The following is a 22,253-nucleotide window of genomic DNA, read 5'->3' as shown; positions in this document are numbered from 1 at the left end:
TTTTCCGAAGAACTTTTCGGAAAAGTGAGTGCAGGACTGCCGGAGGTCTTCATTCTTGCTTCGGCGCGGAGACCCCTTTCTTCAGGTAGGGGAGGAAGCGCCGCCTCCTTTTTCTTCCGTTAGGTTGCTTTTTGAGCTACTCTTTCGACGCTATGGAACAGTTGAAAGGCTATATATTCCGGCTCAAGCCGACACCAGAACAAGCGCAACGCTTTCGACGCACAGCCGGATGCAATCGATTTGTCTGGAACCAAGCGCTTGGCCTTCAGAAAAGAGCCTCCAAAGAAGAGCAAAAGCCCATTTTTTACGTGGAAATGTCTTCGTTTCTGACGCACTGGAAACGCGATCCGTTTCCTTGGCTTTACGATGCCCCTGCCGATACGTTGCAACAAACACTTCGCGACCTTGATTCCGCCTGGAGGAAATGCATCAAAGAAGGAGCAGGTGCTCCTCGCTTTAAAAAGCGGGGCCGATGCCGGGAGTCTTTCCGTTTTCCCAAAGATTTTCGTTTCGACAATCGTCGTGTTTTCCTTCCCAAGTTTGGTTGGATCGGTTTTTTCAAATCTCGCGAAATAGAAGGCACTCCCCGTAATCTTACGGTTTTTGAACTCGCCGGACGCTGGTATATGTCTGTGTGCTGCAAGCAAGACGTTCCTGATCCGGTCCACTCGTCTGTTTCCGTGGTCGGTCTTGACCTTGGCGTTGCTCGATTTGCGACGCTTTCCGACGGTTCCTTTGTCCAGCCCTTGAACTCGTTGCGGTCTACGGAAAAGGCACTTACCCGAGCGCAACGAAAGTACGCACGCACGCAAAAAGACAGCCGACGACGTGAGAAGGCCCGGTTGCGTATCGCGAAAATTCAGACCCATATTGCAAACGCCAGAAAAGATTTTTTGCACAAGGTTTCCACTGTTCTCAGCAAAAGCCACGCTGAGATCGTGATGGAAGACCTTCGTGTGCGAAATATGTCTGCGAGTGCCAAAGGGACTATTGAAGAACCAGGGCGCAACGTTGCAGCCAAATCCGGCTTGAACAAAAGTATCTTGGACCAAGGCTGGTACGCTTTGCGTACGATGCTCGAATATAAACAGCGAGAGCGAGGGGGGACGGTCACCATTGTCCCCGCTGCGTACACATCGCAAACGTGTTCGTGCTGCGGGTGCGTTGATGCTTCGAATCGAAAGAGTCAAAGCAAGTTCCTTTGTTCTCGTTGTGGTTTTAAAACCAATGCGGACGTCAACGCCGCGTTGAATATTCTTCGAGCCGGGGGGCACTCGGTTGCTGCGCGTGGAGGCTTCGGCGCTAGCCAGCCTATGAAGCGCGAACCCCTGAACTTTTCAGGAATCCTCGGCCTTTAGGACGGGGAGGATGTCAATGATTTCCCAGTCAAAAAATGATTGATTTTGGCCGAAAACGTCGAGAAATGGCTTGCCTTTGATCATATTCGTACGGTAGTGGCCCCGTTTTGTTTCTTATACCAAATTTTTTGGAGGTGCGTGTATGAACCGCATAGGAACGATTCTTATCGCCGCGTTGTGTGTGTGCTTGTTCGCCGGTACGGCGCTGGCTGAAGACAATCCATGGAAAACCGTCAAGGATAAAGGCGTCCTGGTTATCGGCTTGGACGATGCGTTTCCGCCCATGGGCTTTCGTAAAGATGACGGAACGTTGGTCGGTTTCGATATCGATGCCGCCGAAGAAGCCGGAAAACGCATGGGCGTTGAAATTAAATGGCAGCCTACGGCATGGGACGGCGTTATTTTGTCGCTCGACGCCCACAAGTTCGATGCCATTTGGAACGGCATGACCATCACGGACGAACGCGCCGAGAAAGTGCTGTTCACCAAGCCCTACATCATGGATGGACAGATTGCCGTCGTGGCCATCGACAACAAAGACATCAAGAGCTTTGACGATCTCGCCGGAAAGCACATCGGTGTGCAGAAAGGCTCGTCCGCTGTCGAAGCGGCCAAGAAGCTGCCCAAGGCTCCTGCCGATGTTCGCGAATACGAAAGCAATCCAAAGGCCTTCCTTGATCTCGATTCGGGCCGTTTGGATGCTGTTGTCGTCGACAACATTTCGGGCCGCTACTACATGTCCACCGCTCCTGGAAAATACCGTGCACTGCCTGGTTTCATCACCAAAGAACCGTTTGGCGTTGCGTTCCGCAAGGGGGATAAAGCCCTGGAAAGCAAAGTCCAGGAAACCATTGATGCGATGGTTGCCGACGGCACCATGGGCAAGATTTCCCGGAAGTGGTTCGGCGAAGACATCACCAATCCTAAAAGCTGGTAATAGATCCGCATGTCGTATTCATTGCCTGAACGCGGGGCCTCAGCGGCCCCGCTTGTGCTTCTTTTCAGTCTGATTCTGGTGGCGGTATTGACCGGAAATGCGTTGGCCGCGCAAACCGATTCCGCAACCACAACACTGAAAGCGGCCAAAGAAGCATTGCTTCTTGGTGACTTGGAGAAGGCCAAGGAATTATTTCTCGCCGTGCCGGCTCCAGGACCGGACGGGGATGATGGCCAATTTGCCTACAGCCGCATTCAGGCGGCGAAGTTGGATTTGGCCGCCAAAGATATTGATGGTGGTCTGGCGATTTTGGACGGACTGCTCAAAATCTATCCGGACAACATAGAAGCGACCAATCTTCGTGCGTCACTGCTGCGTCAACGAACCCCGAAGTATCAGCAGATTTTGCGCGATATCCAGCGGTTTCTGCCGTCGCTTATAAAAGGCGCGGGCATGACGCTGCTACTCGTGGTCTTTACCATGATCATTTCTCCTCTGGGCGGTTTGTGTATTGCGCTGGGGCGTATCAGCAATTTCTTTCTTTTTTCCAAAATCTGTTGGTTTATCATCTGGTTGTTTCGTGGAACCCCGTTGTTGTTGCAGCTCTTTTTCATTTATTACGGCCTTCCCGCTCTGGGCATCACATTCTCGCCGGTTACGGCCGCATTGATTGGTTTGGGGTTGAATTATTCCGCCTATCTCGCGGAAATATTCCGCGCCGGTATCCAAAGTATCGACCAGGGGCAGACCGAAGCCGCCAAGGCATTAGGCATGACGTATAGTCAGACCATGCGCCGCGTCATTTTGCCACAGGCCGCCAAGCGCATCATTCCGCCTGTTGCCAATGAGTTTATTGCGCTTATTAAAGATACGGCGTTGGTCTCCACTATTGCCATGGTCGAACTCATGCGGGCCGCGGATCAGCTGTTCAACACGTATTTCAATGTCACCGTCCTTGTTATGGCGGCGGCTATTTATCTTCTTTTTACCTCGGTCTTCACCTTTGCCTTCGAGCGCGTGGAAGCCCGGCTCGGCGTCTACGAAAAACGGTGAGGAAAATCGTCATGCCTGCCCATCTTATTGAACTGCGTCAGATCGTTAAGTGTTTCGGAAACCTTCATGCCGTGGACCACATCGACTTGAAGGTCGATACCGGTGAAAAGGTCGTTATCATTGGGCCGAGTGGATCGGGAAAATCCACGTTGCTGCGGACCATGAATTTTCTTGAAGAAATCGACGAAGGGGAAATCCTCTTTGAAGGCGTGTCGTGCGGTTATATCGAGAAAAAAGGCCGCCGACAGCTCGACGCCCCGAAGAAGATTTGTGCCTTGCGGACTGAAATCGGCATGGTGTTTCAACAATTCAATCTGTTTCCACACATGACGGTTCTCGGCAATGCCATGGAAGGCCCCCGGACGGTCCTGGGGCGTCCGTTTGCCGAAGCACGGGACATTGCCACGGCCATGCTTGAAAAGGTCGGAATGATCGACCGCGCCAAGGCATATCCAGCGACACTGTCCGGTGGCCAGAAGCAACGGGTGGCGATTGCCCGCGCTTTGGCCATGCAACCCAAATTAATGTTATTCGACGAACCGACGTCGGCCCTGGATCCGGAACTTGTCGGGGAAGTGTTTGATACCATTCATTCTCTTGCCAGTGATGGGATGACGATGGTGATTGTGACGCACAATATGGGGTTTGCCCGTGAGCTGGCCGACACAACGATATTCATGGAAAACGGTAAGTTTCTCGCCAAGGGAACGCCGGATGAGTTTTTTGCCGAAGGGATGACCACACCGCGCATTCGTGAATTTATGGATAAAATTTTGTAATCGTCATTCCCTGAGAAGGTGATGTCCCTGGTGGGTGTTTATGACTCACAGGGATACATTTTTGTCTTGCGTTATTTGTTGTTGTCACGTATAAAGCCGCGCTCTCTAAAATCACGCACACTTCGCGTTCGGTCCTGGGTGCCGGACATCATGCCAAGCGGGCCGTGGCTCGGTCCGTGTTTGTGCTTGGCCGGTTGGGGGACATAACGAAGCGAAGTGGAGGAACAACCCAAAGGAGTTTAGACATGGCCTATGTTAGCATGAAGCAGCTTCTGGAAACTGGTGTCCACTTCGGTCACCAGACCCGCCGTTGGAACCCGAAAATGCGTCCGTACATCTTCGGTGCCAGAAACGGTATTCATATTATTGACCTTCAGCAGACCGTGAAGCTGTTTCAGAAAGCGCATGACCACATTGTTGATGTGGTGGCTAATGGTGGCAAGGTGATTTTTGTCGGTACGAAACGCCAGGCCCAGGAAGCGGTGAAGAAAGAAGCCGACCGTGCCGGTCAGTACTACGTCACCAACCGTTGGATGGGCGGTATGCTCACCAACTTCCAGACCATCAAAGGCAGCATCGATCGTCTGAAAAAATTGGAAACCATGTTTGAAGATGGCTCCATCAAGCGGTACACCAAAAAGGAATCCGTTATGATGGGCCGCGAAGTGAACAAGCTCAACCTGAACTTGGGCGGCATCAAAGACATGACCTCTCCTCCGGATGTGGCGTTTGTCATTGACCCCAAGCGTGAAGAAATTGCGGTCAAAGAATGCCGCAAGCTGGGACTGACCGTGATTGCCGTGGTTGATACCAACTGCGATCCTGATCTCATCGACTTCGTTATTCCGGGCAACGACGATGCTATTCGTGCCATTAAATTGTTTGTTTCCAGCGTGGCCGACGCCTGCCTTGAAGGTGAAGCCCGCATGAAAGAAAGCAAAGTTGCTGACAAAGACGCTGCATCCGAACCCAAAGCCGCTGAAAAGCCTGAAGCTGCTCCTGCCGAAGCGGAAAAAGCAGCCGAATAAGGCTCTTGGACGCCGGCCTTCGGGCCGGCGCTTTTTCTCAGGAATCCGGTTCCTTTTTTATACGACAATACGACGACCCAAGATCAAAGGAGAATGCCATGGCCGCCATCACCGCCCAAATGGTGAAAACCCTGCGCGATAAGACCGGCGCCGGGATGATGGACTGCAAAAAAGCCTTGAGCGAAACGCAGGGCGACGAAGAAAAGGCTGTCGCCTACCTGCGCGAAAAAGGCCTTGCCAAAGCCGCTAAAAAGGCTGGCCGCGCTACCAGCGAAGGCCTCATTGGTTCGTATATTCACTCCAATGGCAAAATTGCCGTTCTCGTTGAGATCAAATGCGAAACCGACTTTGTTGCCAAATCCGATAAGTTCCAGGAATTTGCCAAGAACGTGGCCATGCAGGTTGCTGCAACCAGCCCCGTGTGCTTGAGTTCCGACCAGGTTCCGGCCGACCTTCTTGAAAAGGAAAAAGAAATTTTCAAGAAGCAGGCAATGGAAGAAGGCAAGCCCGAGAAAATCGCTGAAAAGATTGTCGAAGGCCGCCTGAAAAAGTTGTACAAAGAAGTCTGCCTGCTTGACCAGCCGTTCATTAAGGACGATAAACAGAGCATTCAGGATCTTTTGAATGAAACCATTGCGGTTCTCGGCGAAAACATCCAGATAGGCCGGTTTACCCGGATGGCTCTGGGTGATGACGCCCAAGAGGGCGAATAGCTCGAATGCCACAGGACAACGGGCCGTAAGGCCCGTTTTTTTTGGCCAATTCCCAGACGGAAACCGAATAAAGGCAAGGATGTATGGACAAACTGCGCTATTCCCGGGTATTATTCAAACTCAGCGGCGAAGCCCTGGCTGGTCCGGCTGAATACGGCGTGGATCCGGCCACGATTACCGGCTTTTGTGAAGAAATCGCCAAGACCGTTGAGAAAGGTCTGCAGCTTTCGCTGGTCATCGGGGGCGGTAATATTTTTCGCGGCGTTTCATCATCAGCCGCAGGAATGGAACGTTCGTCTGCCGATTATATGGGCATGCTGGCTACCGTCATGAATGCGTTGGCTGTGCAAGACGCCTTGGAAAAGCAAGGGTTACAGACACGGGTCCTTTCGGCCATCTCAATGCGGGAAGTCTGTGAACCTTATATCCGACGTCGTGCCGTGCGCCATCTTGAAAAAGGCCGCGTCGTCATTTGCGCAGCAGGAACCGGTAATCCGTATTTTACTACGGACACCGCCGCCGCGCTTCGGGCCATGGAACTCAAATGCGAGGCGATTATCAAGGGGACCAAGGTCGACGGCGTATACGACAAAGACCCCATGAAGCACAAGGATGCCGTCAAATTTGACCGACTGACCTATATGGACGTATTGGAACGCCAGCTCCGGGTTATGGACTCCACGGCCATTTCTTTGGCCATGGACAATAATATGCCCATCGTCGTTTTCAATATGTTCACCCGAGGGAATTTGGACCGCGTGGTCATGGGTGAAGAAGTGGGAACCACTGTAGAAGGAGGAAAGTAATGGAAGAAATCCTCATGGATGCCGAAGATCGGATGGAAAAAGCGCTAAGCAGTCTGGATCGCGAATTTTCGCGACTGCGTACCGGGCGCGCTTCTACCGCACTCCTCGACGGGATCAAGGTCGATTACTATGGCACTCCGACACCCATCGACCAGTTGGCGTCATTGTCTACGCCCGATAGCCGTACGGTCACCATTCAGCCTTGGGATAAGTCGGCGTTTGCTGCTGTGGAAAAGGCGATTTTGAAGTCGGATCTCGGTTTGACTCCAGTCAATGATGGAAAAATTATTCGTATCGGTATCCCTCCGCTGACGGAAGACCGACGTCGTGAACTTGTGAAAGTCGCCAAAAAATATACGGAAGAGGCCAAAGTCGCTGTTCGTAACATTCGTCGCGACGCGAACGAATCGTTAAAGAAGAAAAAGAACGACAAGGAAATTTCCGAAGACGACATGCATAAGGGACAGGATGAAGTCCAAAAGCTCACCGATGCCTATGTAAAGAAATCGGATGATGCTCTTGCCACCAAAGAAAAAGAAATCATGGAGATTTGACACTGGCTGCGACAATCATGCCAAAGCACGTGGCCATCATCATGGACGGCAACGGCAGATGGGCCGCTAAACGCGGTCTCTCCCGGAGTGATGGACACAAACAGGGCACCGAAGCCGCCAAGGCCATCGTCACCCATTGCCGAGAACTCGGCATCGGTCATCTGACGCTGTACACCTTCTCCAAGGAAAATTGGGGACGGCCCAAGGATGAAGTGCGCTTTTTGTTCGACCTGTTGCGCATGTTTCTCAATAGCGAACTCAAAAGCTTGCTTGAGCAATCCATCCGTCTCAAGGTGCTGGGAGATATTTCAAGTCTCCCCGCTCCGGCTCGAATGACCCTTGAGCATGTTCAGAAAAAGACCGAAAATGGCGACGCCATGGTGCTGAACCTGGCACTCAATTATTCTGGACGCGATGAGATTCTTCGTGCGGCCAGACGGCTTATTGAACAGGGTGTTCGACCCGAAGACGTGACCGAAGAGACGTTTTCCAGTCAGCTCTACACCTGCGGCCAGCCTGATCCCGATCTTGTTATTCGGACAAGTGGCGAACAACGCTTATCCAATTATCTCCTGTTTCAGGCTGCCTATAGCGAATTGTATTTTACCACGGTCTACTGGCCTGATTTCACGCCTGAAGAGTTTGACAAGGCGTTGGCTGACTTTACCGGAAGACAACGCCGGTTCGGCCTTACAGGCAGCCAGGCGTCCGGTTGAATACTATGAAAATGAACTGAAAACCGGGGGATATCGTTTTGTAGTCGCTTCCCCCGGTTTTTTTTGCGATTTCGTTTTTGCTTGCCTCCTTCCCTTCCAAACGTAACATACTGTGCTTCCATGCAAATTCTGCAGTGTAGCAATGAGCGCGTTGTTCAAGCTCATCATCGTACATCATTAGAAAACGTAACGTTATCGCTGTATTCAAGATGCGTTTACCCGTCATAACGAGATACGTTACCCTGTTTCCTACTTCTGTAGACCTCTCGCAGAGATATCCAAGGCGCTCGTGTCGGATACGTCATTGTTTTCACTCTGATGCGGTAGGCTTTTAGGGATGCTTTGTGTTGAAAATGATAGAGAACAAAACTGAATTTGTATGTGCATTGGACGGTGTTGAGTTTGATGTCATTCGTATTGCATTAAATGCGTTGTTTGAGTAATAAAGAATTGTTTTTAGTATTGCGGTATTTGTGTTAAGTTCATAAGGTGATTTTATCATCTTCAATTTTTGTGGTAGGATATTTTCTGAAGAACAGCTCTTTCTACTTCAAAAAAACTTGACGTTACATACTGCTCTGTTACTTAATAGTATTATTTTGCAAGCTTGCATGCTGGGGGGCATGTGGAACGCAATGCTTGCAAAGTGCGTTGAACGACAAAAGTTGTTTCTGTTCCAGTGGTATTGGACTGGAAAATAGCGTTTGCGTACTGAACAGAGGTGAATAGAGCCTTCACGTTGCGAACTCACGTGTTTGCGTTTCCATGTAACGCGGGCGGAAACGTGAACAGAGAGAACGGAGCGTTGGCTGTATCTCAAAGTCGATGTGAAGCCGCATGAGTCGTGGCATCGCATCGACTTTTTCCTATTTTTGAAGAGGTTCTTTTTCTCGATCCAGGATACACATATTGACATCTTCACCGAAACACTTGTTGCATGAAACGCAACGGGGCAGCCCGGTATATCCATGGCGCCATTTGTGGGGGAGGTCTGGTTCGCTGAGGAGTGTTCGCGACATGCCGAACCCGGCTATCCGGGTTGTATGGAGGAGTGCATTGAGCACCTCGGGGGAGCGATGCCCTCCGGTGGAAATAACCGGGATAGACACAACTTCGGCTATTGCGGCGGCATCTTTTGCAAAATACGATTGCTTTTCCTGACGAATAATTTGTGGGCGCATAGGCGAGGTTGCCCAGTCGGCCGACATATATCCACCACTGATTTCCACTGCATCAAGTCCATGTGACTCCAGAGCTTGGGCTATGACAAGAGCGTCTTCGAGCGTGAACCCTTGGCTCGGACGATGATCACTCCCATGCATTTTGACGAATACTGGAAAGTCAGACCCGACTGTTGATCGAATAGCATCCAATATTTCGAGGAGGAAACGTCCGCGATTTTCGATGGAGCCGCCGTATGCATCGGTGCGCCGATTGAAGAAGGGAGTCAGGAAGCAACTCACAAGATAGCCATGTGCGCCATGGATTTGGACGGCATCGAATCCGGCTTCCTGAACTCGCCTGGCTGCTTGGCCAAAGGCATCGACAAACATGGCAATGTCGTCGTGCGTCATCTCTTTCGGTATCGTGCCGTAGAGAGGATGCGCTACGGCTGAAGGGCCATAGGCGATACGGCTATCCTGCTGGTAAATTGTTTGTGGGCCGCCGGCCATGATCTGGGCGCAAATTTTTCCTCCGGCTGCATGGACGCGTGTCGTGAAGCGCGTCAAATCGGGAATAAGATCGTCACGATCGACTGCAAGCATATTGGGGCTGGGTTGCTCCTCGGACATGACCGTTGCACACCCTGTCACGATGAGTCCGACGCCCCCTTGTGCCAATTTTTCATACAGGTGGATATACGCTTCATTGGGTCGTCCATCATCGTCGGCCATTTTCTCGTTCGTTGCCGAGCGCCACAGACGGTTGGACTGCGACAGCCCGGCAAGAGATATGGGGTCGAAAATTTTCATGTGCGCTCCTCGTCAATTCGGAATCGTTTATTTTACTCTGTTATATGCTGTCAGCGTGATTTGGGATTACCGATACATCAACAGCGTTGCCATGCAAGCAGAGTTATAGTCGCCTGCCAACCATTTCTCATTGCGTTTCTTCGTTGTTTCCCTTCATAATACACTCGAATACCATGTTGCGGTAATGTATCTCTTGTTATCTAATCAGCCAGGAGCCCTTCCATGTCCCGCACAGCCTCCCACACGCGTTTCTTCGGTCTGTTTGTTTTTGGTTTAGGGGCGTTCTTTTATTGTTACGAGTACTTTCTCCGCATCGGGCCAAGCGTCATGAGCGAACAACTCATGAAGGCTTTTGCTATCGATGCCACGAGTTTTGGTGGGCTGACCGCTTTTTATCTCTATGCCTACACTCCTTTACAGCTCGTTGTCGGTATGGTTGTCGACCGGTTTAAACTTCGTCATGTGTTGCCACTGGCGATTTTGTTCTGTGCTGGTGGATCATTGGTCATTGCTTCGGCCGACCAGCTTGAGCAAGCCGCAATTGGCCGTTTTTTGCAAGGTACGGGATCTGCATTCGCTTTTGTCGCCATGATTAAATTGGTCGCGTTGTGGTTGCCTAAAGAACGATTTGCATTTTTTATCGGTTTAGGTTCCACATTGGGATTTTTGGGCGCGGCATTTGGCGAAGCAGCTCTCGGTGAAGTCGTCAACAGCTTGGGGTGGCGGCATGTGCTTATTATTTTTTCCGGGATGGGGGGCGTTTTACTCCTTGCATTCATCGCGGCATTGTACTCGCCTGCCGGGAAAAAGCCTACCGGTGGAGAAGGGCATCATGTCGGCTGCGTGTCCGACTGTCTCAGGCAATTGCGAGACGTTGCCACGCATCCACGGGTATGGGGTGCCGGCGCCATCAGCTTTCTCATGTTCTTGCCCACCAGTGTGTTGGCCGAACTTTGGGGTGTACCGTTTTTTCAAAAGTTGAACAATTATCCCCTCTCAAAGGCTGCGATTCTCGACTCTATGATCTTTATCGGTTGGGCAATCGGTTCACCATTAGCCGGCCATATTTCCGACCGACTTCAACGTCGGGCCAGAGTCATTACTGTCGGGAGTGCCTTGGCATGTGGACTTATTCTCATTGCTTTGTATGTTCCCGGTATTTCATTTCCTGTTCTGAGTGCGATGCTTATCGCGTTCGGTATGTTTTCAGCCACGCAGAGTTTGACCTTTGTCATTGCAAGCGATGTTTCTGTCAAGAGTGCCGTAGGAACCGCTGTCGCATTCATTAATATGCTGGCTATGCTTGGCGGGATGATTTTTCAACGTGGTGTAGGCATGCTGCTTGATGCCGGATGGCAGGGAGAAACCGTGAACGGTGTGCGTGTGTATACGGTTCAGGATTACCAACGTGCCTTAGTCGTGATTCCCATCTGTTTGGCGTTAGCTTGTCTGATTTCCATACTTATCCGAGATACGACACATCACAGGAGGGAGTCTGCAACGAATCCCCAAGTACGTCCTGTGGTTTGACATCATGCATGACGGGATGTGTATTCGCTATGAACATTTTTGAACATCTTTTTATATTATCATGCAGACATGGAGTTGACTTGACACGGATATGTAAAAAATAGTGATATAAAGAGGATATCCCTTGATTGTGCGTTATTTATAACGATATTGTCTTTTGAATTCAGAAAAAGCATATCGTTTTGAACATCGCGCTTTGCTTTCTCCCGTTCTTGTTCTGCTTCGTTTGCTCGAGCATGGGTAAAGATCGGTCATACCGAAGTCGTATACCGTGGTGTTGCATCTGTATTTCTTCGATATAACGAAAAAATGGATGCATACCATGTGAGTATGCATTGTGTCGTGTGGTTGGAGAAAGCGCGTCAGAGTTTGATCAAGGAGATATTCAGGATGATCAGTCGCAGACGTTTTCTTGCCTTGAGTGCGGGGACCGCACTGTTGCCCTTGTTTCCCTCGTTTGTCGGGTGCTTACACGCGGCCGAAATGCCGTCGAAACTTGCTGTCGCCGGTCCTCCGGCACCGTTGACTATGCCCTTGGCACGTCTTGGGAAACAGCCCGGTGTGACGGAACTCGTCCCGACCATCGACGTCAAGCAATGGCGCAATCCCGATATCATGCGGACCTGGATTGTTTCCGGTGAAGTCAGCGTGGTCGCGACACCGGCGAATGCGGCTGCAATTTTGTACAATAAAAACGTACCGGTTCGGCTGCTCGACGTGAACAATGGCGGAATCTTGAGTGTGCTCAGTACTGATACCGCGGTAACATCGTTCAAGAGCCTCAAGGGAAAGACCATTGTCGTGTTTTACCGGGGAGATATTCCCGATGTGATTACCCGCTATCTGTTGCAGAAAGAAGGTTTGAACCCAGATACGGATGTGACGTTTTCTTATGTGGATTCGCCCTTTGAAGCCTTACAGATGTTTTTATCCAAACGGGCCGACACGGTGTTGCTTCCCGAACCGGCAGCCACCGCAGCGCTCATGAAAGGCAAATCGCAAGGCTTGGCGATCAATCAAATCGTGTTGCAGGAGATCTGGGAGCGCGTGACCGGTCGGTCCTCGTATATCCCTCTTGGGGCAACCATTTGCCAAGCAGCGCTCGCAAACGATCATCCCCAGTTGATCCAGGCGATCACGACAGCCATTGGAGCCAATGTATCGTGGATCAACGCACACCCGGCCGAAGCTGCCAAAGAATTTGCCGAGTTGTTTTCGCTCAAGGCACCAGTGCTGCAAAAATCCTTGGAACGCTTCCCCATTCGCCGCACTCCGGCTGTGGAAGCGAGAAAAGATCTTGAATTTTATTATTCGGCGCTGATGGAAATGTCTCCGAAACTGGTTGGCGGTAAATTGCCGGATAGCGCGTTCTATCTCGGCTAAGATATCGATCGACGCAAAGAATTCTGTAGGATGTACCATTCGCGAGAAGTTCTGTCCGCATGGTGGGCGCGGTATTGGCAACCCCTTGCCGGCATGTTCGTTTTTCTGTGCATGTGGCACGTGGGGAGTATTCTTTATGGTCCGTTGATTCTTCCGTCGCCGAGTGAAACCATGACCGCATTATGGCGGCTTGCCATGGAAGGTGTTGTCTTGCCGGCAGCCGCACGCACGGCAGGCCGCGCTCTTGGAGGGTTTCTTATTGCCGGTGTCGTTGGGAGCGGACTTGGTGTGTTGGCCGGTTTGTGCCCCTGGCTGGCTCGTGCGCTAGGGCCGGTGGTGACCATGCTGCTTGGTGTGCCGCCCATCGCATGGATTGTGCTGGCGTTATTGTGGTTTGGAACGGGTGCATTGACACCGGTTTTTACTGTTGTGGTGACAACCCTGCCGATTACATTTGCCGTTGCTGTCGAAGGTGCCCGGACGCGTGATACCGGCCTTGAAGCCATGGCACGCAGCTTCAACACGCCGTCGACCATGTTACTCTGGGATGTCCATTTGCCCCATATTCTCTCCTATTTGTTCCCCGGCTGGGTCACGGCATTGGGCTTAGCCTGGAAGGTGGCTGTCATGGCCGAATTGCTTGCATCCACGGATGGAATTGGTGCCAACATGGCTATGGCGCGTGTGAATCTCGACACGGCCGACGCGATGGCGTGGATTGTTGTCGTTGTCGGTATGCTCTTGTTTGTCGAATATGGAATGCTCGAACCGCTGCAACGCCGTATGGAACCGTGGCGGAATCGTTCCAGGCTTTCTGTCTGAGTCGACGGAGCAGCTATGTTGTCTTGGAATAATGTTTCGCATCGCTATGATAGCACAACGATTCTCGCCCATGTAGATTTATGCCTTGAGGCCGGAGAAATTTTGACACTCGCCGGCCGGTCCGGTTGTGGCAAAACCACGTTGCTTTCCATGGCCGCTGGTTTATTGCGTCCGGAGAGCGGCAACGTCGTCAGTGATTTTACACGGACAGCCTGTGTGTTCCAGGAACCACGGCTCTTACCTTGGCGTCGAGCCATAGACAATATTACATTTGGCCTCAAAGCGGCGGGTGTTACACGGAATAAGCGAAATGCCATCGCGCGGGAACTCGCCCGGACAATGGGCCTCGCTCCCTGCGATTTGACAAAGTATCCGCATGAATTGAGTGGCGGAATGCGGCAGCGTGTTTCTTTGGCTCGCGCCATTGCCGTGAAACCCGATTTGTTGCTTTTAGACGAACCGTTTTCCGCTTTGGATGTGGGATTGCGCCGGGAACTGCAGGATCTTGTCCTCGCTCACATTGCGGAGCGTGGCATGGGTGCCGTGTTTGTTACACACGATTTGGCAGAAGCGGTGCGTGTAAGCCATCATCTTGTTGTGCTTGCGCCGTCGCCGGGGCGTATTGTTTATTCTCGGCGGATTAAGCACGCGTTTCACGATCGTGACGGCACGTTTATTTCTCACACGGTGGCTCAAGTCTTGGCCGAGCCTCGTGTTGCCGAAGCTTTTGGCACATCCGATACCCCATCTTCAAAACAGTCTCTCCCAGAGATTTCCCGAACAACAACCATTTCATCCCATGAGGTACGTATGGTGGACTTCAAGCCGGCGCGACTACCTGAAACACGGCTTGTCACTGATATGGCTGGTCGAAAAATGTTGGTCAAAACTCAAATCGATCGAGTCTTTGGCTACAATCCCATGGTGACAGCGCTTGTTTTTGCCTTGGCTCCGGAGAAGATTGCCGGGCTCGGTATGCTACCTATGCCGCCGGAACGGATGCTGGCCGATGAACGTTACTTGAGTCTTCCTGTACTTGGCGTTATGGGGGCGGAATTCGGCGGGGGAAAAACGACTTTTGATACCAAGGCCATTCGGGAGCGGCAGGTGGATCTTGTTCTGTCGTTGAGCCTGTCGGTTGTTGATACGCTGGAAGCGCAAACTGCCGACCGCCTGCAGAGTGAGTTGAACATTCCCGTGTTGGTTTATGATGGTAGTCTGGAGCGGAGTGCGACGGTACTGCGCCGCGTCGGCTCGCTGCTTGGCGTGTCCGATAGAGGAAATATCCTGGCAGACTATTTTGAAGAAAAATGGGACCAGATACAAACAACACTAGCACGAATTCCCCGCAGTGAACGCCGTACGGTCTATTATGCTCAATCGCCGACTGGGTTGTTGACTGAGCCACGTTCGTCCCGCCACGGGGAAATTCTTGAATGTGCCGGTGGGATAAATATTGCCGAAGTTTATGAACAACGTGGATGTGGCCGTACTCCAATGGCGGCGGATGATCTGTTACGCGCCAATCCCGATGTCATCATTGTTATTTCCGATGAGGGCAAATCGCCGGGACGCCTTATTACCCGTATGTCGACCGATCCATACTGGTCCTGCATGAAGGCGGTACGTTCGGGCGCCGTCTATGAGCCTCCAGCCGCTATGTACAACTGGTTTGATCGACCGCCCTCCGTCAATCGTCTTATTGGTTTGATTTGGCTGACCAAATTGCTGTATCCCGACTGGTTCGACTGGGATATGATCAAAGAGACACGGAATTTCTATAAATTGTTTTACCGCATGGAACTTGGTTCCAAGCAGGTGGAATCGTTGGTGGGATCGAATCTGGCTATTGTATAGAAAGTGCTTTGGGCGAAGATTTTTTTAAGAAGAGGCGCGTCAGTTCAACATGGGCATTGGGTTGGTTTTTGACATCTATGGTCACCGTGACGCGTTTGATGTCGACGTCGGTGGTGTCTTTGATGTCGATGACAAAGGTGGCGCCGGGGAGATCGTCATCGTTAAAACGGCCTTTTGTCTCACGAATGGAACTTGGGCCTTTTTCGGCAACCTCGAGCATTTTGCGTTGAGCCAATTCTATCGTTTGGCTGCGGTCACGCGTTCGTCCGAGACTGCGTTGCATATTGTCCAAACTGCCCACAATCGTGACAAACGCTATTGCCAGAACAGCAACTGCAATCAGCGTTTCGAGCAGAGTAAATCCGCTGACTGAATTACGGGATATAGCGTTCATAGTCGGGGGCAGGGTCTTTGGGTTCGGCCCATGGTCGTGCCGTGTACTGCGGCAAGCTATGCAGGAGCTCATATCGTGTCAGCTCCTCTTCCACTTCGTCCGGGTCGTCGAGGGGATCGAGTCGGCCTGTTCCCGGATTGAGCCGGGTCGGCAGCACGTTGCCGTCGTCATCACTGAAAATGAGGGTCGCCGGTTCGAACATGCCGTCGGCATCGACACGAAGCCAGATTTCCCCTTCTTCGACGGGAGGGGTTGTCGGCCCGAAGACGACACGTAAGCGTAAGCTTCCAGGAAGATCACGCCATGGGGGTGTATCGTCTTCGACTTCTTTGTGTGCCCGTGACCAGTCTTGACGAGCTGCGTCGTCCGATGTTGTTGGCTCAATATGTTCATCCAGACGGAAACGTCCTGTATCGAGTTGGACAACGACGGCTTTCGGGGTTCCCGTGAGTAGAGCACGCGAACGAGCTTGAGCCAGTGCTCCTGTCAAAACCCGCAATGCCGAATTTGCATGCTCACGAAAGAGCAGAGGCGAGAGTCTCGGCACAGCCAAGGCAACCCCAAGCCCGATAATGACCATCACAATAATCAGTTCGGCCAGGGTGAAGCCGCCGTGCGGTTTAGTTGAGGTCGGTACTGCGGATATCGGCATCCGCATCCTCACCACCTTCCTGGTTATCAGCACCCAGTGAGATAATTTCAAAATCGCCGTTTTCGGCCGGCGAGAGATACACATAATCATAGTTCCACGGGTCTTTGGGCATGGTCTGAAGATATCCATTGTTCGGGTAGTTGCGCGGAATGCGACCAATTGTCGGTTTTTGCACCAACGCATTCAAGCCTTGTTCAGTGGTGGGATACACGCCGTTGTCGAGCTTGTATTGGTTCAAGGCCATGGCCAAACTTTCCATTTGCATTTTGGCTTTGACGGCGCGGGCTTTGTCCGGCTGATCCATAATACGGGGAAGAACAAGACCGGCAAGGACACCGAGAATAACAATGACGACCATGAGTTCGATGAGTGTGAAGCCTGCTTGCCGTGTTTTTCTGTGGTCTTGGGGCATCGAAAACTCCTTGCATTGAATGTCGTACGGCATAAGGAAGATTGCCGTCCATTGATGTCAGAGGCGCGCATGGGAGCATGAGAACACGTGGCCTGCGTGACGTTCTGTTTGTTTCTGTCGGCCGGGTTGTACAAAGGGTTTTTCTGTATGGCAACCGGATATCAGAAAATAGAAAAGTGTAGTCGTTTCCTGTTGCTACTCAGCCGATGAGGCTACTCATCTCGAAAATGGGCAAGAGCACGGCCAACACCATAAATCCCACGACAAGGCCAAGGACCAGAATCATGATCGGTTCAAAAAGGGAACTGACAACCGTGAGCCGGGTTGTTGCCTCGCGTTCAAGGAGATCGGCCACTTTGAGCAGCATTTCATCAAGGCGTCCGCTTTGTTCTCCTGCGGAAATCATCTGTATGACAATGGGAGGGAAAATACGGGATTGTGCCAGCGGGCCGGCAAGGCCACGTCCCTCGCTCACATCACGTCCAACAATATCGATTGCCTGTTCGAGCAGACTATTGCCAACAACTTTCGAGACAATTCCCAGCGCTTCCAGAAGCGGAACGCCGTGTCCATGAATGGTACCCAATGTTTTGCAGAAGCGGGCTGCTGCCATATTGCGCACGATAGTTCCCGTTATCGGCAAACGAAGGAGTAGCCGGTCTCGGACGACACGACCGGCCTTCGTCTTGGACAACAGATTGAGGGTAATCCAGGTTGCCACAATGCCGCCGATAATCCAGGGCCAGTACGCTCCCACGAAATCACTTATGGTAATAAGAATGACGGTCGGTGTTGGCAATGCATGGTTCAAACCGGCAAAAATACGTGTGACTCGGGGGATGACATAGATCATGAGCAAAAACACGACGGCTGTCCCGACGAGAAGCATCAAGACCGGGTAGGCCAAGGTTGCTTTGATTTTGCGTTCCAGTTCGAGCTGCGCTTCCATGAAATCGGCGAGTCGATCCATGACAAGCTCAAGCGTTCCTGATGATTCCGACGCACTGATCATGGTGACATAGGTCGAAGAAAAGACCGACGGATGTTCGGCCAAAGCCGCGGCCAGACTTTTGCCTTCTTTGATGCGTTCCATAACCTGAGCAAAAACCGAATAAAGCCCTGGTGTTTTGGTTTGTTCGAGCAGAATGTCCAGGGTTTTATCCAGGGGAAGCCCAGCCCCCAGCAGGGTGGCAATTTGTCTCGTTGCTCCAGCGAGTTCTGAACGGCCGACTTTCCGAAAGAATTTGGGAAGACGAGGAGTACGGCGAGTCTTTTTTTTCTCAATGGTTTCTTCCGAAACAGAGGATGGGACAAGTGTTGTCGGAAACAGATGTTGAGCACGGAGTTTACGTCGAGCTGCATTCAGACCATCGGCCGTGAGCATGCCTTTCTTTGTGCGGCCGGCCGCATCGATGGCGGTGTATTCGAAAACGGGCATAATATATCCAATATGTTCGTGAAATCGTATCGATAGGTGTTTGGGATTTTGCGACGGTCGTGCGGTTCCGTCTGTATCGTTGTGCGCGATTTCAGACCATGGTCGCGCGGAGTACCTCGCTAAAGGTGGTAATGCCGGCAAAGATTTTTCGAATACCGTCCTGGCGCATACTGATCATGCCGTCGGCGAGGGCGGCTTGGCGTATCGCATTGGCGTCCGAAGAGCGGATGACGAGGTCACGGAGGGTTTCGCTCATGAGCATGATTTCATATATCGCCATACGGCCTTTATATCCGGTTCCCAAGCAGGCAGGACAACCCACCGCCTGATGCGGTGTCCCCGCTGGTATTGCATCGAGAAGGCCGACTTCGTGGAGTTCTTCTGTGGAGGGAGTATAGGCTTGTTTGCAATGGGGACACAATACCCGGACAAGGCGTTGAGCCACAATGGCCCGGACCGACGAGGACAAGAGAAACGCTTCAATTCCCATGTCGATAAGTCGCGTGATGGCGCTTGGAGCATCGTTTGTGTGTAACGTCGAAAACACCAAGTGACCGGTCAGTGCGGCCTGAATGGCGATTTCTGCTGTTTCGAAGTCACGGATTTCACCAACCAGAATAACATCCGGGTCTTGACGCACCATGGAGCGCAAGCCTTTGGCAAATGTCAGGTCTATTTTGTCATTCACCTGCATTTGGCCGACACCTTCCAGCTTGTATTCAACGGGGTCTTCAATCGTCAGGATATTTTTATCCGGAGAATTGATGGACGAGAGCGCTGCATAAAGGGTGGTGGTTTTTCCGCTTCCTGTCGGGCCAGTGACAAGAATGACACCATTCGGGAGGGTGACGAGGCGTCTGATTTGGGCGAAATGATCTGGACCCAGCCCGAGTTCTTCCAGGCTTAAAACGCGTGAGTTTTTTTCCAACAAGCGCATGACAATGCGTTCGCCTTCGGCCGTAGGGAAGATGGAAACTCGAAGGTCGATAAGGCGGTTGCCGAGGCGGACTTCAATACGGCCATCTTGAGGGAGCCTTTTTTCCGCAATGTTGAGTCGCGACATGATTTTGAGTCGCGACACCACAGCCGCATGGAGGCGCTTGGGAAGGGTGTGCATATTGTACAGCACCCCATCGAGACGGAAGCGAATTTTGAGGTCGCTTTTATAGGGTTCAATATGAATATCGCTGGCCAGACTTTTTACGGCCTGCGCCAAAATTTGGTTGACGAGACGAATAACGGGTGCGCTTGACGATTCATCAAGCAGATCTTCGTTCGTCGCGTCTTCGATATTGGCGGCGAGGTCGTCTTCAAAATCGTCGACAAGGTCGTCAGTCGTCCCGCTGTCTTGACCGTGGGCGCGTTCAATGGCTGATAGAATTTCTTCGCTTGGTGTTATGACAGGAGCGATGGAGGGCATTTCAAGCAATCGCCGTACATCGTCGAGTGCTTCGACGTGAAGCGGATCGGCCATGGCTGCCAAGACCGCAGAGCCACGCCGAAATGGAAAAATGTGCATCTGGCGCAAGAATACCAGAGGAATTCCTAAGACGAGTTCTTGATCGATGGCTTCATCTTCGATGACGTTGACAATTTCTAGCTGGAGTGCTTCGGCCAGGCTCTGTTGAATCAGGGCCTCATCAAGTTTTTTATGCCGGACAAAGAGATGGTTTGCGTCATCGGTCGTATCACGGCCAGCAGTCAATGCCTGCCCTTTATCGGCGGCATTGAAGCCAGCTGCATCAAGAATATGCATCTCGATATCGGGTAAGGACAGTGGCTCCGCGAGAATCGACGTGCTTGGAGTACGAGTTGTTCGTCCAAGAGGAAGGCGTTCTTTCAGCTCATTCCACAGTGTCATGCTGCTGATCCTTTGTCATTGTGCAACGACAAGATTGGTTAACGGATAATTCGTCGAGCGCTGAGAAAATGAGCCCGCCAATAAATATGGGAAAGCCGTTCTTCTCGAACACGTCCCCCCGAGCTTGGACTATGGATAAAAAGATCCGGTCCGGTTGAAATGCCAACATGTAACGCGTTGCCTTTGCGGGCGACATTAAAAAAAATTAGATCGCCGGGTTGGATTCGTGACGAGCGAACCGATATGCCGGTTTTGATGAGTTGCCTGGTGCTTCGCGGCATGGAGTAACCATTGTATTCATAGACCCATTTCACAAATCCGGAACAATCGAATCCGTCGTCAGGGTCACACCCCCCATAATGATAGGGCGTTCCGATGAGTGAACGAGCCGTATTGACGATATCTTTGCCGGAACCAAGCCCTACCGGAGGAGATGGCAATGACGGACCACCACCACAAGCAGAGAGCGCTATGGATAAAATCAAGGCGATGCCGAGGCGTGTCACACTGTGGGAGTACCATGTGTTGGAGCGTATTTTTTGAGGCACAAATGTCTCCACTAACGTTGGGCGTGAGGGCGTTTGATCCGTCTATTAAAACTGAATCCATTCGGCCCGTAAAGAGTTGTTCCAGTTTTCGATGAGACGCGTTCGTTGCTCTTGGAGAGATAATACGCTAAACTTCGTGACGGAGATGTGTATGAACCGGGGTTGTCTTCCTCTTGCCGGCCGCGGTTTGGCGGTTATAGTTCATGTGTGGCTCGCCACATTATGTCTTGCCGTTCTTGTTTTTACTCCCCATAGTCGAGCGGCAACTCAAGAAGAAACGAATCCGTTTATTTGGCAATCGCTGGTTGAGCGTTTGGCAAAGGATGGGTGGGACCGCGATACCGTCAATTTTCTTTACACCAAGTCCGGTGCTGTCTTTGATCCTAATATTATGGGCAATAAAGTCGATGCACTGACCGAGCGCCGTTTTGCCCAGCGTACCCAACGACCGGAGAAGCAGTCTGACTTGGGTGAGAATCCGTCTGAAATACCTCTCGAACAATCCGGATATCGATATTACCTCAAGCCGTGGGTCATTGCGTGGGCTCGTGAGTACACTAAAGAAAATCAAGCCCTTCTTGAACGAGCGTATGAGACGTATGGAGTACCAACGGAGTTTCAGGTGGCCATTTTGCTTGTGGAGAGCAAACTTGGTTCCACGTTGGGAGACCGCAAGGCCTTTGATGTGTTGTCGAGTATGGCCTTGACGGCGGATTTTTCCTTGCTTGAACCCCATCTGGAATCTCTGACATCGACAAGCCGTCGCGAGTACGCCAAGGGCTATGTGGCGAAGCGTGCGCAATGGGCCTATACCGAGCTTTCATCTCTGCTCAAGTATGCGAGTGCCAACAATCAAGACCCGACGACTATTCCCAGCTCTATTTATGGAGCTATCGGAATTTGTCAATTTATCCCGAGCAATGCTTTGCGTTATGGGGTGGATGGGAATGGTGATGGTCGAGTTGATCTTTTTCTTTTGGAAGATGCTATTCCGAGTTTGGCAAACTATCTGAAGCAGCATGGATGGACGGCCGATCTCACCGAAGACGAGCGAGATAAGATTCTTTTTGCGTACAATCATAGTACAACATACGTGCGGGCCATCTCGTCGATAGCTGTTCAGCTTAAAAATTTATCAGACGATGCGCCATATTCAGGTGGCTCGTGTCGCGCCTCTGGAATTCGACACGAAGGATATCCCAATCAGCACGAACCGTTGTCTCCGCGTTCCTCCCCTTCTGGACATTTTTCCAATTCATAACCTGCAGCTCTTTTCTTTTCCCCATGGTCCATGACTTCGCCTCGGTCTCGTGGTGAATCATGTGTGTCCAACATCTTGTGATGTATCCCATAAAAGACATTCCTGGCAGAACAGGACTCCTGTCCTGCTGTCCCGAAAAAGAGGCTGCCCACAGTCCGGCTTGGGGCAGGTGTGGTGT

General features: G+C 51.5%; 21 protein-coding genes. 14 read left to right on the top strand and 7 right to left on the bottom strand.

Annotated features, from left to right (window positions below; translation table 11 throughout):
- Positions 1-131: 131 nt before the first annotated feature.
- The 9 genes from G451_RS0125865 to uppS all read left to right on the top strand — a co-directional run bounded on the left by G451_RS0125865 (position 132) and on the right by uppS (position 7,944).
- Complete coding sequence (locus G451_RS0125865; RefSeq protein WP_211236395.1) at positions 132-1,358, top strand: RNA-guided endonuclease InsQ/TnpB family protein; 1,227 nt, start codon at positions 132-134, stop codon at positions 1,356-1,358.
- A gap of 142 nt (positions 1,359-1,500) precedes the next feature.
- A complete protein-coding gene (locus G451_RS0125860) occupies positions 1,501-2,295 on the top strand; it encodes an amino acid ABC transporter substrate-binding protein (RefSeq protein WP_027186497.1) in 795 nt (264 codons plus the stop codon).
- Positions 2,296-2,304: 9 nt separating this feature from the next.
- Complete coding sequence (locus G451_RS0125855; protein WP_027186496.1) at positions 2,305-3,348, top strand: amino acid ABC transporter permease; 1,044 nt, start codon at positions 2,305-2,307, stop codon at positions 3,346-3,348.
- An 11-nt stretch (positions 3,349-3,359) separates the two neighbouring features.
- Entirely contained in the window at positions 3,360-4,127 is a 768-nt protein-coding gene (locus G451_RS0125850; protein WP_034644111.1) for an amino acid ABC transporter ATP-binding protein, read from the top strand.
- Positions 4,128-4,372: 245 nt separating this feature from the next.
- Positions 4,373-5,155, top strand: a complete 783-nt coding sequence (gene rpsB, locus G451_RS0125845) for a 30S ribosomal protein S2 (RefSeq protein ID WP_027186494.1) — start codon at positions 4,373-4,375, stop codon at positions 5,153-5,155.
- A 98-nt stretch (positions 5,156-5,253) separates the two neighbouring features.
- Entirely contained in the window at positions 5,254-5,868 is a 615-nt protein-coding gene (tsf, locus tag G451_RS0125840) for a translation elongation factor Ts (RefSeq protein WP_027186493.1), read from the top strand.
- 83 nt (positions 5,869-5,951) lie between these two features.
- Complete coding sequence (pyrH, locus tag G451_RS0125835; RefSeq protein ID WP_027186492.1) at positions 5,952-6,674, top strand: UMP kinase; 723 nt, start codon at positions 5,952-5,954, stop codon at positions 6,672-6,674.
- Positions 6,674-7,228, top strand: coding sequence for a ribosome recycling factor (frr, locus tag G451_RS0125830; protein ID WP_027186491.1), 555 nt, complete (start codon positions 6,674-6,676; stop codon positions 7,226-7,228). The genes pyrH and frr overlap by 1 nt, the downstream gene beginning before the upstream one ends.
- A 17-nt stretch (positions 7,229-7,245) precedes the next feature.
- Complete coding sequence (gene uppS / locus G451_RS0125825) at positions 7,246-7,944, top strand: polyprenyl diphosphate synthase (protein ID WP_051261936.1); 699 nt, start codon at positions 7,246-7,248, stop codon at positions 7,942-7,944.
- A gap of 866 nt (positions 7,945-8,810) precedes the next feature.
- Here uppS and G451_RS0125810 read toward each other — a convergent pair.
- Positions 8,811-9,917 carry an NADH:flavin oxidoreductase gene (locus G451_RS0125810; RefSeq protein ID WP_027186488.1) on the bottom strand — a complete coding sequence of 369 codons (1,107 nt, stop codon included), beginning with the start codon at positions 9,915-9,917 and terminating at the stop codon, positions 8,811-8,813.
- Between the two features lie 222 nt (positions 9,918-10,139).
- On the opposite strand from G451_RS0125810, the gene G451_RS0125805 reads away from it, so the two are divergent.
- The 4 genes from G451_RS0125805 (at position 10,140) to G451_RS33945 (ending at position 15,509) form a co-directional block, all read left to right on the top strand.
- Positions 10,140-11,447, top strand: coding sequence for an MFS transporter (locus G451_RS0125805; protein ID WP_027186487.1), 1,308 nt, complete (start codon positions 10,140-10,142; stop codon positions 11,445-11,447).
- Positions 11,448-11,837: 390 nt separating this feature from the next.
- Complete coding sequence (locus G451_RS0125800) at positions 11,838-12,830, top strand: ABC transporter substrate-binding protein (protein ID WP_027186486.1); 993 nt, start codon at positions 11,838-11,840, stop codon at positions 12,828-12,830.
- A gap of 171 nt (positions 12,831-13,001) precedes the next feature.
- Positions 13,002-13,652, top strand: coding sequence for an ABC transporter permease (locus G451_RS0125795; RefSeq protein WP_245587876.1), 651 nt, complete (start codon positions 13,002-13,004; stop codon positions 13,650-13,652).
- Between the two features lie 15 nt (positions 13,653-13,667).
- A complete protein-coding gene (locus G451_RS33945) occupies positions 13,668-15,509 on the top strand; it encodes an ATP-binding cassette domain-containing protein (RefSeq protein WP_084448800.1) in 1,842 nt (613 codons plus the stop codon).
- Here the strand turns inward: G451_RS33945 and G451_RS31860 are convergent.
- The 6 genes from G451_RS31860 to G451_RS0125760 all read right to left on the bottom strand — a co-directional run bounded on the left by G451_RS31860 (position 15,499) and on the right by G451_RS0125760 (position 20,814).
- Entirely contained in the window at positions 15,499-15,903 is a 405-nt protein-coding gene (locus G451_RS31860) for a prepilin-type N-terminal cleavage/methylation domain-containing protein (protein ID WP_034644107.1), read from the bottom strand. The two genes, G451_RS33945 and G451_RS31860, sit on opposite strands and share 11 nt — an antisense overlap.
- The gene (locus G451_RS0125780) at positions 15,884-16,555 is read right to left on the bottom strand and encodes a pilus assembly FimT family protein (protein ID WP_027186484.1); all 672 of its coding nucleotides are present in this window, start codon (positions 16,553-16,555) and stop codon (positions 15,884-15,886) included. Before G451_RS0125780 ends, G451_RS31860 begins: the two co-directional genes overlap by 20 nt.
- Positions 16,524-16,967, bottom strand: coding sequence for a type II secretion system major pseudopilin GspG (gene gspG / locus G451_RS0125775; protein ID WP_027186483.1), 444 nt, complete (start codon positions 16,965-16,967; stop codon positions 16,524-16,526). The genes G451_RS0125780 and gspG overlap by 32 nt, the downstream gene beginning before the upstream one ends.
- Positions 16,968-17,166: 199 nt before the next feature.
- On the bottom strand, positions 17,167-18,405 hold the full coding sequence (gspF, locus tag G451_RS0125770; RefSeq protein ID WP_027186482.1) for a type II secretion system inner membrane protein GspF: 1,239 nt from the start codon (positions 18,403-18,405) through the stop codon (positions 17,167-17,169).
- A 91-nt stretch (positions 18,406-18,496) separates the two neighbouring features.
- Entirely contained in the window at positions 18,497-20,266 is a 1,770-nt protein-coding gene (gspE, locus tag G451_RS31855) for a type II secretion system ATPase GspE (RefSeq protein ID WP_245587875.1), read from the bottom strand.
- Positions 20,267-20,304: 38 nt separating this feature from the next.
- Positions 20,305-20,814, bottom strand: coding sequence for a C40 family peptidase (locus tag G451_RS0125760; protein WP_169727946.1), 510 nt, complete (start codon positions 20,812-20,814; stop codon positions 20,305-20,307).
- A gap of 151 nt (positions 20,815-20,965) precedes the next feature.
- Here G451_RS0125760 and G451_RS31850 point away from each other — a divergent pair, with 151 nt between their 5' ends.
- The gene (locus G451_RS31850; RefSeq protein ID WP_051261928.1) at positions 20,966-22,075 is read left to right on the top strand and encodes a lytic murein transglycosylase; all 1,110 of its coding nucleotides are present in this window, start codon (positions 20,966-20,968) and stop codon (positions 22,073-22,075) included.
- The last annotated feature ends 178 nt before the right edge of the window (positions 22,076-22,253 follow it).

The organism is Desulfovibrio inopinatus DSM 10711 (genome assembly GCF_000429305.1).
In the GTDB taxonomy this organism is placed as follows: Bacteria; Desulfobacterota; Desulfovibrionia; order Desulfovibrionales; family Desulfovibrionaceae; genus Alteridesulfovibrio; species Alteridesulfovibrio inopinatus.
The sequence above is the reverse complement of the archived record's forward strand: the minus strand, read 5'-3'. Positions and strand labels throughout refer to the sequence as shown.

Excerpts from the sequence above, each read along its gene's own strand:
- G451_RS0125860 (WP_027186497.1), top strand. The coding sequence starts at position 1,501 with ATGAACCGCATAGGAACGATTCTTATCGCCGCGTTGTGTGTGTGCTTG.
- G451_RS0125855 (WP_027186496.1), top strand. The coding sequence starts at position 2,305 with ATGTCGTATTCATTGCCTGAACGCGGGGCCTCAGCGGCCCCGCTTGTG.
- G451_RS0125850 (WP_034644111.1), top strand. The coding sequence starts at position 3,360 with ATGCCTGCCCATCTTATTGAACTGCGTCAGATCGTTAAGTGTTTCGGA.
- rpsB (WP_027186494.1), top strand. The coding sequence starts at position 4,373 with ATGGCCTATGTTAGCATGAAGCAGCTTCTGGAAACTGGTGTCCACTTC.
- tsf (WP_027186493.1), top strand. The coding sequence starts at position 5,254 with ATGGCCGCCATCACCGCCCAAATGGTGAAAACCCTGCGCGATAAGACC.
- pyrH (WP_027186492.1), top strand. The coding sequence starts at position 5,952 with ATGGACAAACTGCGCTATTCCCGGGTATTATTCAAACTCAGCGGCGAA.
- frr (WP_027186491.1), top strand. The coding sequence starts at position 6,674 with ATGGAAGAAATCCTCATGGATGCCGAAGATCGGATGGAAAAAGCGCTA.
- uppS (WP_051261936.1), top strand. The coding sequence starts at position 7,246 with ATGCCAAAGCACGTGGCCATCATCATGGACGGCAACGGCAGATGGGCC.
- G451_RS0125810 (WP_027186488.1), bottom strand. The coding sequence starts at position 9,917 with ATGAAAATTTTCGACCCCATATCTCTTGCCGGGCTGTCGCAGTCCAAC.
- G451_RS0125805 (WP_027186487.1), top strand. The coding sequence starts at position 10,140 with ATGTCCCGCACAGCCTCCCACACGCGTTTCTTCGGTCTGTTTGTTTTT.
- G451_RS0125800 (WP_027186486.1), top strand. The coding sequence starts at position 11,838 with ATGATCAGTCGCAGACGTTTTCTTGCCTTGAGTGCGGGGACCGCACTG.
- G451_RS0125795 (WP_245587876.1), top strand. The coding sequence starts at position 13,002 with ATGACCGCATTATGGCGGCTTGCCATGGAAGGTGTTGTCTTGCCGGCA.
- G451_RS33945 (WP_084448800.1), top strand. The coding sequence starts at position 13,668 with ATGTTGTCTTGGAATAATGTTTCGCATCGCTATGATAGCACAACGATT.
- G451_RS31860 (WP_034644107.1), bottom strand. The coding sequence starts at position 15,903 with ATGAACGCTATATCCCGTAATTCAGTCAGCGGATTTACTCTGCTCGAA.
- G451_RS0125780 (WP_027186484.1), bottom strand. The coding sequence starts at position 16,555 with ATGCCGATATCCGCAGTACCGACCTCAACTAAACCGCACGGCGGCTTC.
- gspG (WP_027186483.1), bottom strand. The coding sequence starts at position 16,967 with ATGCCCCAAGACCACAGAAAAACACGGCAAGCAGGCTTCACACTCATC.
- gspF (WP_027186482.1), bottom strand. The coding sequence starts at position 18,405 with ATGCCCGTTTTCGAATACACCGCCATCGATGCGGCCGGCCGCACAAAG.
- gspE (WP_245587875.1), bottom strand. The coding sequence starts at position 20,266 with ATGACACTGTGGAATGAGCTGAAAGAACGCCTTCCTCTTGGACGAACA.
- G451_RS31850 (WP_051261928.1), top strand. The coding sequence starts at position 20,966 with ATGAACCGGGGTTGTCTTCCTCTTGCCGGCCGCGGTTTGGCGGTTATA.